Genomic DNA, 14,022 nt, shown 5'->3' with positions numbered 1-14,022 from the left:
TTCTCCAATAGCTTGGTAAGGTAAGATAAATTTCGGCGAAATCCATGTAGTATGTGGAAAATGGGTATAGGAACACCAGTGTTCAAGTATTCGGGTGTTCAGGTGTTCAAGTTGGCGTTGTTTTTTTAATCTTACTTGGTTTGATTCGAGAGTGGAAAGCAGAAGGGAGAAGGGAAAAAGGAAAAAGGAAAAAAAGATGTTAGTAGTTTGTGGTTAGTTGATCGTTGTAAATTCCATTGCACGTAAAGAAAGCGAGTTGCTCCATAAAAATGGTCCACCTCAAACTACTAACAACGAAGAATATTTTATGAGTGTATGAACCTGAAATCCTTTGGCACCGTAATATTCTCCTCCGCTAAAGTTACGGAGAGCAGGTGTAGTTACCTGAACACCCGAACACTCTAACACTGCCGTTAGGATTTGTTAACCTTTTGTGATTCTTTTTGCGTATGTTTGAATTATCTTACCTCAGACTTTGAACAAATACAGTTAAAGCAATGGAAAATACCGACACAGTTCTCATCATTGAAGACGATCCGAATATTGCGGATCTGGTAGAAATTCATCTCAAGGATCTGGGATACTATTTGGAGCGTTCCTATGATGGTGAAGAGGGACTGGCCAAGGCGCTGGAGGGAAATTACAATCTCATCATTCTGGATTTGATGCTGCCGAAGCTGGAAGGCTTCGAAGTTTGCAAGCGCATCCGCGCTGAAGATGAACGGACGCCGATTCTGATGCTCACCTCCAAATCCGAGGAGCTGGACAAGGTGCTTGGCCTGGAGCTGGGCGCCGACGATTACCTCACCAAACCGTTCAGCATCCGGGAACTCATCGCGCGGATTAAAGCCATTTTCCGACGCATAGACGTCAGCGACCAACCGCCGGAGAACGGCGACAAAGAACCGGTTCTGACCTTCGAAGAACTAACCATCGATCTGGAAAAGCGAAAGGTGTCCAAAGATGGCGAAACCCTTGATCTTACGGTAAAGGAGTTCGATCTCCTGGCACTGTTCGCAAAGAATCCGGGCCGTGCTTATAATCGTCAGGAACTATTGGATATTGTCTGGGGATATTCATTCGTCGGATATGAGCATACGGTGAATTCCCACATTAACCGGCTCCGGAACAAGATCGAGGAGGACACCGCCAATCCGAAATTTATCAAAACCGTCTGGGGCGTGGGATACCGTTTCGTGGAAAAGGACGAGTTAGACTGATGCGCAAATTTTTCCAATCATTCTATGGGAAGCTCTCGGCAGTTTTTTTAGTGCTGCTGCTGGTAATCGTAACCTCCCAGATACTCATCACCATGCACGCCTCGCGCCAGTTTATCAGCGAGGTGGATCAGAAGTTGAATCTGAATCTGGCGGCGGATATGGCGGTGGAACTGCGTCCGCTGCTGCAGGACAGCGTGGACTTCCAGCGCATCGGGGAACGCATTCACTACATGATGGTGATGAACCCCAAGGTGGAAATCTATCTCCTGGATGATACCGGCGAGATCCTTTCATTCTATGCCGAACCGGGGAAGGAGATCGTCCAGGATCACGTGGATTTGGCGCCCATCAGAAAATTCCTCGGCAGTAACCGGGACATCCCCATCCTGGGGGACGATCCCCGGCACCAAAACCGCCAGAAACCGTTTTCAGCAGCCAGACTTCAAATCGGCCAGGATATCTCTGGCTACATCTATATAATTATCGGGGGTGAAGAATACGATAGCGCTGCCTCCATGCTCCGGAACAGTTACGTGGTGCAGACGTCAATCCGTGGACTGATAATCACGCTCGTGGTCTCCGGCCTTGCCGGACTGATTCTTTTCGCGTTTCTGACGCGCCGGCTCCGGGGAATGACATCCACCGTCCAGCAGTTTCGCGAGGGCGATTACGATCAGCGCATCAAGGTAGATTCCAACGATGAAGTGGGTCAATTGGGTGAGGCATTTAATCAGATGGCAGACACGATTGTAGAGAATATGGAAGAGCTCCAGCAGACGGACAGACTCCGCCGGGAACTCATCGCCAACGTTTCCCATGACCTGCGGAGTCCGCTGGCGTCTATGCAGGGGTACCTTGAGACGATCATGATGAAGGAGGATTCCCTCTCGGAAGAGGAAAAGCTGACGTACCTCAAAATTATTTTGAACAATACCGAATCCCTGAATAATCTGGTACACGGGCTATTTGAACTCTCTAAACTGGATGCCCGGCAGATTGAGCCGGAGCCGGAACCGTTTTCTGTCACCGAATTGGTGCAGGACGTGGTGATGAAATTCCAAAAGTCAGCCGAGGACTCCGGGGTGAAACTCACCTCGCATCTTCCGGGGGATATTCAACTGGTGTACGCAGATATCGGCATGATCGAGCGGGCGCTCTCCAACCTCATCGACAATGCGATTCACTACACTCCCGAGGACGGCAGGGTGGAAGTAGTAGTAACGCCGGTCGACGATTCCGTGGAAATTCAGGTGGCCGATACCGGGCAGGGGATTGAATCAGAAGATTTGCCTCATATTTTTGACCGGTTTTATCGGGGAGACAAGAGTCGTACCGGTCATTCCGAAAGCACCGGCCTGGGGCTGGCTATCGCCCAGAAGATTATCGAACTGCACGAAGGGACGATCGAGGTGGAGAGTGAGATCGGGGTGGGGACGACGTTTAAGTTTCGGTTGCCGTATCACGGGTAATTGTCAGTATTCTCTTCTTAGCCCTTTCCAAATTTTTTATGAATAGCCCCACCATTTATGTTAGAGTGTCAGCTCAACTTCATAGTGAGAAAGCGCGATGGAGAGTCTCTACATAAAACGATAAAAAATGAGCCGCTAATGTCTACTGTCAACGTAATTGGCAAGGCTATCTAAAACCATTTTTACCGATTCCCCAACCATCAAAAATATAACTACGAGATCCCTCGGCTCGTTGCACTCGCTCGGGATAACTGGGAATCTGAGTCTTTGAAATAGAGTAATTGATAGTCATTCCGACCGAGCGAAGCGAGCGTCCCACCGGGGACTTCTCCCGGAGGAAAAATCTCGTAAAGCAATTTTTCCTAGATTGAATAATTCATATACCGGAAATAAGCTGCGAGGAGAACGGAAGATAACTGTAAAAATTACACACCCTTGTAGAGACACGCCATGCAGGCTGTGTGAAAACAAGAAAACAAGGGAAAGATTGTGAGTAATCATCGCATATTTTTCCGAGTAGAGACGTGCCATGGCACGTCTCTACAGTCAATAATATCAATGGGTTATCACACGTTTGGGGGGATTGGCTGTTCCTGAGCATTCATAAAAAAATATCTATTGACATAGCATTCTCACACACTCTCCATGGCGTGTCTCTACCCAACGAAAAAATACCCCACAAAACGTGTGGTTGTGCTCTGCATATTGTCATCACCCGGTTGGTATGATTCGGAAACCTTATTTATGAATTAATCAGGCTAGATTGATCAACCAGCGTTATAATTTTAATCGTATTTTTGTCTTCAGTGATAAAAGCTATTGCCGAAGCCTGAAAGACTCATAATGATTGTTAAATCTCACTTTTGCCTTGATGCAAAAGTGAGGAAAAAATCAAGCCCCAACGGGATCCCCATGGGAGAAACTCAGAACTCTCTCGGTCGGGAGCAGACAGCTGAGTTTCCGGTAAACGGCAAAAAGCATATTTTTAGTCCTGGCGGGAATTTCTACCTCCACTCATCGAAGCGATGCCCAAATTTGTTCGCAGGGCCGATGCCGCAATACGCAATACAAATATCCACTTGCCTGATTAGTCGAGAGCCTTGGAATCTCATTCCAAGGCAGCGAAATACGCGAAAAATAACTTACGACTGCACCATCAAATCGTACGACACCGTTATTTCACCACTCATTCCATCATTGGAATTCCGGAACTCCACCAGCGAATTGTCGATGAAACAGAGTCCCTCGTTATCCTTGCGGCAGTAATAGATCAGGAGTTCGGCGTACTTCGGTTTCATTGACTCTTTTAGAGGAAGGGATTGCGGCAGCCCGGTAAGTTCGGCGGTTTTGATGATCGACCCGTCCCCGGCAATCAATCGCACCTGGCTGGTGGCCAGGGGATTCAATTTATATCCCTTCGGTAACGAAATATCGAACCGAATCTGATTCAGCGAATTGAGATCAATCGTTACCGGGTCCCGCACAGTGCCAGAGAAGGACTCCGGATCGAACTCCGACGCTCCGGCCATCTCCCGGATGCCACTGATTTTCAATGTGGACACCGTTTTGCTCTCCAGGTCAAATACCCGCACCAGATGATTATTGGTATCGGCGATGTACAGTTTGCCGTCGGCGTAATCGATGCCGCCGGGCTCATCAAAAGTCGCGGATTTGGCTTTTCCGTCCTTCATGCCGGGTTCACCGGTACCGGCGACGGTTTCGCTGGTGCGCTCGTCGGGATCGATGCGCTTAATCTTGTTATTATAGGTATCGGCGATATAGAGCATGCCGTCGACATAGGTGATTCCCAGCGGATGCTGCAACCTGGCACGCCGGTAGCTGCCGTCTTTATCGCCGTATTCGAACAATCCGTGTCCGATAATGGTTCGTACCTTTCCCTGGGGAGCAATATCGGCACTCCGAATTCCTGAGACCTCGCTGTCTGCGAAGTAGATTTTCCCGTCACCGTGAGTTATCCCGCTGGGCTGCGCTAGTTGCGCTTCCGTCAGCGGTCCGTCTTTAATGTTTTCGTACCCCGATCCGGCGTGCAGGGTAATATTACCGGAGCGCAGATCCAGGCGCCAGATTTGATGTGAGCCGGCCTTGGCGATGTAGAGAGTACTGTCCGCTATTGTGAGATCCCACGGCGAGTTGAGTCCGGTATATTTTGCGACGTCATCCGGCCGGCGATTGTAGACCTGTCGGCCAATCCCGGCGATGGTTTCCACGGTTTCACTCTCCAGATCCGCCCTACGGATGAGATGGTTTTCGGTATCCGCGATATAGAGAGAATTTTCGAGGAGAACGGTTCCCTGTGGCTGGTTAAACTGCGCCGACTCGAAACTGCCGTCGGATTGGCCTTTTTCTCCTGAGCCGATGGTTTTTAACAAGTTCCCCGCCATATCGGTAACGACAATTCTGTTATTATTGGAATCGGTGATGTACAGCCGGTCATTCTCCGCATCTGCGGTGACCTTTCCGGGGAATTTTAAGAACGTGTCCGGTATTTTTTCCTGTTCAAGGACAAAGTCCATGGGCGTCCGATCTATTTCGCCCTCGAATTTATCCAGGAGGAACTGAATCTGTCCGTCCAGGGCGTCGAATACGTTCTCCCCGGATCGGCGGTAGGCGATATAACCCTCGGGATTAATCAGCACCAGCGTCGGCCAGGCGTTGGCGTTGTATTCGTTCCAGATGCGCAAATCTTTATCGTTCACCACCGGATGCGTGATGTTGTACCGGAGAATCGCCTGGCGGATGTTATCCGTCCCCTGCTCGGTGAAGAATTTAGCCGAGTGTACGCCGATAACCACCAACTCCTCCGCGTATTTCTCCTCCAGTTTCTTGAGGTCGGGCAGCACGTGGATGCAGTTGATACAGCAATACGTCCAAAAGTCCAGCAATACTATTTTGCCTCGGAGTTCTTCCAGCGATAGGGATCTCTCGGTATTCAGCCATTCCATATCGCCGGGAAATTCGGGCGCACGAATTGTATTGTTCTCGGAATTCATCCTGCCGCGATCTCCTGTATTCTGGGCACAGCTGATGTTACCGACTAGCAAAATCAACATTAAAATTATCGTCAGTCGTTTCATGGTGGTATCCTATTGAAAATTTCCGGATTTGGCAATCGGTCTTTCAGAGTCGTGGATTGCCTCGGCATGTCATGTATGCACTTTTCTCCATTGATTTCCCTTCCGGGATAACGGGCTCAAAGTGACGAGGAGCAGGGATAGATGGCAAAGGGCCGTGGGCGGGAAATCCCCAACCCGCCCACATGGAAGAGCCCTTTCGATCCCGGAAAGCGGGGCCGGGATCGTTGCCGTGCGTTTATTGTACCGAAACAATGGGGCAGTTCACTGTCGCCACGCCGGTCGCCAGGATATCGGCGTTCTGAGCGGTCATCAGATCCATCACGTTCCCGAAATCCGAGTTATTATAGACATTGACGCTCCAGAGTGGGGAGTAGCTCGCGTCCGTTGGAGTGGTTGCCGGCACGTTATGTGTCTGCATGGAACCTTCTTCAGTCACAAAGCCGGAAGCCGGTCCGCCGCCATCCATGCCGGGATTGATGTTGAACGTCACGTAGATGGGAGACAGCGGCACCATATCATTGGAGGTCGTAGTCAGGGCCTTCTCCTCAAAGGTGAAGTAGGTCACCACTTGATCCTTATACCATCCCCGGTGAAGCGCACTGCTTTCGCTGCCACCGCGCAAGGACGCCGTAGAGCCATCCGGCACGATCGGACAGTTCACGAGCATATTCGTGGCTTCCATCTCGTATCCGGCATCCTGGATGTCTTCGAAGCTGGTCACGGTATTCGCCTCGTAATCGCTGGGAACCGTAACTTTATGCACATGCCAGAAATCGTTATACCCTTCATCGCCGGGGATAACGTTGACGATATTCAGCTGTCCCTCCACCGGCGTATCTTCGCCTTCACGGAACAGGGCGTAGATTGGCGCGGGATCTGTTGATTGCACGTCAAAATTATAGTATTTGACGACGTTACCGTCCGGTCCGATTCCCTGGGTGATAAACGGCGGACCGGAGTCGAAATCGATTGGTTCGTTTGGACCGGGCAGACCATTTTCATCGGTACGGACCATCAACATGCCGGCGTCTTCGCTAAACCGATCAACGCTGACGCGTGGCGCCGTATCCGGATCAAGTGGCTCCGGGCCCATAGATTCGTCGCTGCAGCCGACGGCAAACAGGAGAAACGCAACCAGCGGTAACGCCAGCCAGTTTCGGATTGTGTGGGATTTCTTCATTGTGGAACCTCCTCGGTTCTGTTGGTTGTGGTTTCAATTGTTCGATGACAGTATAGGAACCAATGATCACAGAACTATCACAGGAGGATTCTAAAAGGGTAAAGGCACATTGTTTGAGTGTTACGGTGTTCTCGGGCGTTATTGTGTTTGCGTTGAAAGCGGCACAAATTGCTCAGGCCTCTGTCAACGGATCAGGATGATATGAAAGCCTCACAATTTCATTGCGAGGCGAGTATGGAAAGAAAAATGCTTTTCAACGCCGTGGCATAAGATTTCAAGGCTAACCGGTGAAAGCTGAAGGTTAAATCCCGAAAGGTTACCAGAGATCTTGCGTCACATAGATGTTATTATCCGCCGCAATGTAGATACCGAGGCCGTGCCGCTCGGCGTCGGGACTCAGTAGGTTCCGCCGGTGGCCGGGGCTGGCCATCCAGCCGCTGACCACCGATTGGGCGATCTCGTCCACGGTTTTCCAGTGATACGTGTTGCCGCGCCAGCGTACCACCCAGGAATACATCGGAATGCGGTAGATATTTTCAGCGATTCCGGTAATAACCCGATCGCCTTTCTGCTTTTGAGTCGTAAGTCCGGCGGCTTTGGCGCGCTGGCTGGCATTTTCCCCGCGAAAGTTGATATGACCAAAATAGCTGTGCTGTCCCATATCCTGACTGTGGTCGGCTGCCAGCGCGGCCAGTGACGTGTCGTAAGCCAGGGGCGCAAGGTGCTGTGCCTCCCGCCGCTGGTTGATGATTTCATGAATCCTCATGGCCAGTTCCTTCTTTGCAAAACGGGGCCGTTCATTCCTTTCGATTGCCGGTAAATCCGCAGACTGTCCCGGAGTGCCTGGCCTTCCGATAGCCGACAACAGTAAGACGAGTACTAAAATTAAAGTATCCCGGCGATGTGAAATGGGGTGTCGCATTATTTCCCGGTGAGCATATTTACAGCCATTTCAATTTTGAAATTAAATAAAATGTATTAACGGTGAGATTCCGAAGATGTTCGATAGGTTACGTTGTTCAACCGCCGGGCGGCGCCTCCGTAAGAAAAGAATCAAATAATCGTAAGGATCTCATCGAGCTGCTTCTTCGAAATATCCGGAACCGTCAGACTCTCCGATGGATATCCCACCACCAGGAGGAGGAACGGTTTTTCATTTTCCGGCCGGTCCAGTATTTCATTCAGGAATCCCATGGGACTCGGGGTGTGAGTAAGCGAGACAAGTCCGGCGTTATGCACTGCCGTGATAAGTATTCCCGTGGCAATTCCAACTGATTCCTTCACGTAATAATGTTTCCGCTTTGAACTATCCTCGTTCAGACCGTACGTTTCAGCAAAGATGGCGATGAGCCAGGGCGCTTCCTTCAGGAATGGTTTCTCGGGATCCGTGCCGAGGGGTTCCAGGGCTTCCAGCCAGTCATCCGGGGCGCGGTTTTCGTAGAACTCCCGCTCTTCGGTTTCGGCGGCTTCCCTGATTTTTGATTTTATCGCTGAATCCTGTACCGCTACGAAATGCCACGGCTGCATGTTGGCTCCGCTGGGCGCGGTCCCCGCTACCCGGATACATTGTGCAATAATATCTCTGGGAACGTCCCGATCGGAAAAGTCTCTGACGGACCGGCGTTTTCGCAGGTGATGGTAGAACCGACGGGCTCGTTTTTGCATCTCCGGGAGCGGGATTTCTGAGTATTCCTCATAAGGTCTGAATTCGTTGGGAGGCATAGCAACTACTCCACGTTATAGTGAAAATTGTGATTGTCTGCTGACAGGAACCAGCAACCTGGGAAAAGTAACAGCGGATTACAATTGAAACAAATACCGGAATTTGAGGAAGTACTGGCGACTGGTACGCACATAGTCAGCCGATGTGCCAAAATCATGATAGTCATGCGTTGTACCCAGATAAATGACGGAAAACGCGTTAATCCGATAGGTCAGCATGGGATCGAAGTCGATATTATTGTCAAAGTCATCGTATTGAACAAACAGCCGGAGAAACAACTCCCGGGTAAACTGATAGTTAAATCGCGCCCTTACGATGTAACCATCATATAAAGTGCTGTCGGTCACCGGGTGTTTCATCTGCGAGTAGTCAACTTCGGGCTGGATGGTCAGATGTTGAGTCGGTTTGATGGTGCTCCAGAAACTGACATCGAACTGTTTTCCCAGTACTGGCGGTTCTTCATTTCTGGCAATAGACCGCCCTGTACCAACGTAAAACCCGGCTGTCATGGCCTGGCTGAAGTTCGAATTGACATTGATATTGACACGCCTGATTCCGGAGAAAACGATATCCTGGAAGCGTTCCCGGCTCATGACATAGCTAATATTGAAATGTGTCTGCTTTGTGAGGGTGGCATTGAAATACGGAACAAACCATTGGTCTTTCGCTATCCCATCATAGTTTTGAATATATGCCGTATTAAACCCGCCTTCGATACGATCCACCCATGCGATATTCAGGTACTTTTCCCAGTCAGTCCAGCCACCGATAAAGCGGCGATTGTTTTGTGTAATAAAACCATTCCCGGCCCGGAATGTTGGGCTGTAATCGCGATAATTTAAGTCGAAATCCCAGAGACGGGCATGACGTTCGAAACTGGCGTAAATGGCATGGCCGGTGAACGATTCGCCGTCAAACGCCACGGAATAGTTTTTATCCCCAAACTGAATGTCATCGATATCGCTGGTCAGGGAGGTATCATTCGGCTCCTGCGTCTGGCTGATCGTCAGCTGGGTCTGTATCCGGTAATTTTTTAAAAATCGATGATTGAAATCTCCGCTTACTACAGACTCCGAGCCTCCCGGGTCAAACCGCCGGTCCGTGGCCAGGAGTCCGACGTGTGATTCTTCGGCGAAGGTCCGTTTCACCCGCAGAATATTCGATGTGCTTCTGATCCGATCCTCCCCGCCTACATATTTGCTCTGCTCCTCAAAGGGAAGGATAATTGCAGAGTGCTCGTCCCGGCCACCGATCCAGGCAACGCTTGTTTGGTCGAACCGGCCGGTCAGCTTGGCCGCAAGACTCGGATCGTTGATGGAACGGGTATAGACCAGATCCATCCAGCTCTCAAACAAGTCACTCCCTTCCTGGAAGAAGGGGCGACGCTCAGGATAAAACAGGGCAAAGGTAGTATTGACGTCGATCTGTGCCGGATCGGCTTCAACCTGACTGAAGTCCGGATTCACAGTCACATCGATGGTACTGTTGGAAGAGAGAGAATATTTCAATCCCAGCGAAGCTTCGGCATCGACAGATTTATTGATAAAATGCGAGTTCGGGTCTTCGTTGTCATCAAGGTATCCCTCCTGGGTAACAATCGCTTCCGGGAGCAGCTCCAGATTCCTTCCGGGAGAAATTCCCTCGATTCCGCGCAGATACCCCAGTTGACAGAGAAGGCACGGGTTGTCCCGATCTACCGCAGCCAAAGAATATTGGTGTCGGCTCTCCCGCGGATGATTACGAAAAAAGGTGATCCGCCATACCGGATTCTTCTTCTCTGGAAAACGCAAGCTCCGGAACGGTATGGCGAACTCAACCTGGTACCCGTCTTCCGTTACCATACCTTCAGTGTGGTAGACGACGTCGAAGGACATATCTTCGCGAATTTGTGTCATCCTGCCATCTCCCTGGATGCCCAGGGGGTTGGAATGGAACTCATATGCCCAGGTCTGGGTGCCGTAGGTATCCAGGAAAATCCCAACAAAATCATCGGAAAACATATTATCCCTGTCCTGTAGCGTGACCCGGATATCCTCCGGATCATCGTACGCCCTGAACGCCACATAGAGATTCGCATGGTCATAGGTAATCAGCACTTCAGTCTGGACGAGGGGAGCAATATTATCGCCGGGCTCGATTTCCGAGAAACCGGTGGCCATGGTGGCATCCTTCCAGCCGGCGTCCGTGAGCTGTCCATCAATTTTGATGGAAGAAGTAGTTGGTGCAATTGTGACGGTGGGCTTGAATTTTGGTTCGAACTCAGTCGAATCGGTTTCCATAGCAAAAATCAGCGACGTACCGAAAAGAACACAGAACAGAGTCGTTATCCAGGGTGACCGATGCATATCAAAATATCCAGGTAAGTTGTAGGATGAGGATGAGGGAAATCTCCGGGAAATTATTCCTTGTATACTGGCTGTAAATTGTCTGCGGCGTTGGCAAACAGTTGAGCAAGTTTGGATTTCGTAAGGTCAATCCGTTCATAGGCCATCGTTTCGGCATCCCCCGGTGATTTGGTGCTCATGCCGCGTCCGGTGAACTGCGCCTGCCCCAATATGTCTCCGGATCCAACCGCTACCAGAGATATGGTTGCCTGGGCTTCCTTCATATACTGCGTTCCCGCAAAGCCCTTCACTTCTCTGGAATTCTGGATGGCAAGTTCGGCTTTGACCGTGACCGGTGCATTCGCCTTGATGGTGTAGCCCATGCCCGTCAGTGCCTGTTGCAGAGATTTTTGGAAGGTATCTCCGGTATTTCCGGTGACCTGGATTCGGAACGCGTAATCCGGTTGGTCTATCACATAGGTTATTTCCAGAGATTTGGTCCGCAGGTTTTTCCTGAGTGCCGGGAACGGCATGGAGGCGAAGGTTACTTCAACTTGTCCCGCAGTCGGGCTTTCGCCGGGAACGGCGATAATTTTGGCGGATGCCTGTCCGGAAGCATCGGTCTCCACCTTGTCGATTCGGCTGCCGTCACTGTTCTCAAATGTTAGTACCAGGCCGGAGACCGGGATGTCCCGATCATTGGAACTGTATGTGACCCTGACGATTATTGGTTCAGGGAGCATTTCACCAGGTTTGGCGGTTTGGTTTTCTCCGCTGACTGGCTGAATGCTAATGCTGCGAATCAGCGTAATAATATCCGTCCAGACCGAGTTCAGGCTGAAGGAGAGATCGCCTATGTACGGAGCGCGGCTCAATGAATTATAAATGCTGCGGAGCCCCAGGAATTCGTTTAGCTGAGTCGTCATTTTATCGTAGTTCTCCAATGCCGTTAGAATTCCACCCGATTGCAGTTGATCTTGAATTGATTGATCCAGATCGGCCAGTGCGCTCTCTTTGGTCTCGAGCTGGGCCCGGATGTCCTGGAGGTACCTGGTTTTATCCAGCAGCCCGAGGACGTAATATTTTCCCTCTTTTTGTTCGGTACGGGGATAGGCGATACCTGAGATCGAAACGTTGGTGATCTCTTTGATCTTTTGAGTGAAATCGCTGCGGACAGTAGAAGACCCCTCGAATGTCATTTCCTGCTCGATATCGGTGATCTCGGATTGAATCGTCGTCTGGATCTGGCTGGCGATTTCCGCCTTGGCCTGCTGCTTGGCGGATTCCAGAGACTCATCCAAACCTACACCGGTGATATATTGGTCGGCAGGGTAACTGGCTTGCGGATTGATATACCACTCCGGAGCCTGAGCTAAAAGCAGAGAAGTTGAGAAAATGAGGAGTATGGCCGGCAGAATATTCCGTTTCATATTTTACTCCTTAATCGTCAACAGCAGCAGTTTTCGGTTGATAGCATTTCGGTCGAGACCCCCGGGCAGCGCCTCGTTTTGGAACCGTTCCTTCAGTGCGCGGTAGACATCAGATGATCTTTTGTATTCGTCCGGGTTGCACCAGATCAAATAGTCCAGCGTCTTGGCGCTGATGACGTTTTCCTTGTAATCCTTCGTCACCTCTTCCAGTATATCTCCGAATCCCCAGGCGATGTCTTCGGCGGTGTCGCCGTCAAATCCGGAGCCCAGGGAAACCACGAGTTTAAACTGAACACCGCGTTCAAGATCGGATTTCCAGTACGACTGGAGCTTGTTGAGGGCTTGATCCACAGCGTTATTCACTGCCTCCTCGATGAGCACCATTTCACTGCCGGGTCGCTCCTCGGAATAGCCGGTCTCCGTGCCGAGGAGTCGGGCAGTGGTGGTCTCATACGCCCGCACACCCACGCTGGCTTTGGCCACTTTGGTGTTGCCGACTTTCCGGCTCTCCACATTCACAGAATAAGTAATATAAATATCGCTGCCGATAGAAAGCGCTAACTGGTAGGAATAATCGTCCTCCATGCCGGACATGAAAGTGGCGGTCTGCTGCATCGCATTATTCGCCTGCACCTGTTCCGGGACTAAGACATCGTATTGGCGCGAGGTGAGATACGATTCGATAACTTCAGCCGCTTTTTTATGCTTCGGCTCACCGAGCTTTTCCATGGGATTTCCGCCATCCTGGGTTTCCGGAAGTACCATGATATACGGCTTCCCGACCTTGGAGACCAGGTCTTCTCTGGCGGCAATGATGCCTTTTTGTACCAGTTCGTCGATGATTGCCTGCTTGTTAATTCTGTAGGACTTTTCCACCTTCACACTGGTCTCATTCAGCTTGACCCGGCTGGAGTACTGCGGGCTTTCCCAGGCGATGAACTTCCGGAGATGATCCTCCTGAAAAAAGTTATCCTGGATATTTTGAAACGCCAGTTTCTCCTCAGCCATCTGGAGGATGGGCGTACCGGCGTTAAACAGCAGGAAGTACACGGCAGATTTCAGGGCATCACGCTCGGCTCGCCTGTTCATTACCTTGGGATCGGGGCTTTTAAACAATCCACCGGGATCATGATGGCCGATACCCTTTGCCCGGACCATCACCTCGGTGGGAGAGGTCGTCTCCACCAGGGTGGCTTCTCTGGACTCCGGTAACTCTGACTGGGCAATGCTGAGGATAGGAAGCAGCAAAATGACAGCGAGGCAGACTGAAAGAAATCCCTTCATGGAATTCTCCTTTACTTGGAATGGCGGTATATATAATGTCGAAAACCCGAGCATGTACAACGACAAACAGTATTTAAATTACGGTAGTTGGCAGATTAATCAAGAAGAAATGACTGGGGGCCTGTTACTTTTCTTAAAAGTGTGATTTCCATAACAGATGCGATTTTTATGAAATTTAGTTACATTTAGCACCAGCAAGGATGGCACGTTGTCCACCTTTGGTGGAACAGGGAAACGACAAGATAATCGCAGGTGATTAATAGGAAGTAGAGCGTACGACGTATTACGTGAAATTTA

The 14,022-nt window shown here is 50.3% G+C and carries 8 protein-coding genes and 1 pseudogene; 2 read left to right on the top strand and 7 right to left on the bottom strand.

Going from position 1 to position 14,022, the window contains the following annotated elements; translation table 11 throughout:
* The first annotated feature begins 497 nt into the window (after positions 1 to 497).
* Together K9N57_10920 and K9N57_10915 are read left to right on the top strand one after the other, a co-directional pair.
* Positions 498 to 1,220, top strand: coding sequence for a response regulator transcription factor (locus tag K9N57_10920; GenBank protein MCF7804693.1), 723 nt, complete (start codon positions 498 to 500; stop codon positions 1,218 to 1,220).
* A complete protein-coding gene (locus tag K9N57_10915; protein MCF7804692.1) occupies positions 1,220 to 2,689 on the top strand; it encodes a HAMP domain-containing histidine kinase in 1,470 nt (489 codons plus the stop codon). Before K9N57_10920 ends, K9N57_10915 begins: the two co-directional genes overlap by 1 nt.
* Before the next feature lie 1,142 nt (positions 2,690 to 3,831).
* Here K9N57_10915 and K9N57_10910 read toward each other — a convergent pair.
* From K9N57_10910 to K9N57_10880, 7 genes and pseudogenes are all read right to left on the bottom strand, one after another.
* Positions 3,832 to 5,700 (bottom strand): redoxin domain-containing protein, encoded by a 1,869-nt coding sequence (locus K9N57_10910; protein ID MCF7804691.1) that lies wholly within the window; start codon positions 5,698 to 5,700, stop codon positions 3,832 to 3,834.
* A gap of 319 nt (positions 5,701 to 6,019) precedes the next feature.
* A pseudogene (locus K9N57_10905) lies at positions 6,020 to 6,859 on the bottom strand (hypothetical protein).
* A 421-nt stretch (positions 6,860 to 7,280) separates the two neighbouring features.
* Positions 7,281 to 7,730 carry a CAP domain-containing protein gene (locus K9N57_10900; GenBank protein MCF7804690.1) on the bottom strand — a complete coding sequence of 150 codons (450 nt, stop codon included), beginning with the start codon at positions 7,728 to 7,730 and terminating at the stop codon, positions 7,281 to 7,283.
* 287 nt (positions 7,731 to 8,017) lie between these two features.
* Positions 8,018 to 8,686, bottom strand: coding sequence for a nitroreductase family protein (locus K9N57_10895; protein MCF7804689.1), 669 nt, complete (start codon positions 8,684 to 8,686; stop codon positions 8,018 to 8,020).
* A 78-nt stretch (positions 8,687 to 8,764) separates the two neighbouring features.
* A complete protein-coding gene (locus tag K9N57_10890) occupies positions 8,765 to 11,032 on the bottom strand; it encodes a carbohydrate binding family 9 domain-containing protein (GenBank protein ID MCF7804688.1) in 2,268 nt (755 codons plus the stop codon).
* 53 nt (positions 11,033 to 11,085) lie between these two features.
* Entirely contained in the window at positions 11,086 to 12,441 is a 1,356-nt protein-coding gene (locus K9N57_10885; GenBank protein ID MCF7804687.1) for an LPP20 family lipoprotein, read from the bottom strand.
* A 3-nt stretch (positions 12,442 to 12,444) separates the two neighbouring features.
* Positions 12,445 to 13,725, bottom strand: coding sequence for a DUF6175 family protein (locus K9N57_10880; GenBank protein MCF7804686.1), 1,281 nt, complete (start codon positions 13,723 to 13,725; stop codon positions 12,445 to 12,447).
* Positions 13,726 to 14,022: the final 297 nt, after the last annotated feature.

Source organism: Candidatus Neomarinimicrobiota bacterium, from assembly GCA_021734025.1.
Lineage (GTDB): Bacteria > Fidelibacterota > JAANXI01 > JAANXI01 > JAANXI01 > JAANXI01.
The sequence above is the reverse complement of the archived record's forward strand: the minus strand, read 5'-3'. Positions and strand labels throughout refer to the sequence as shown.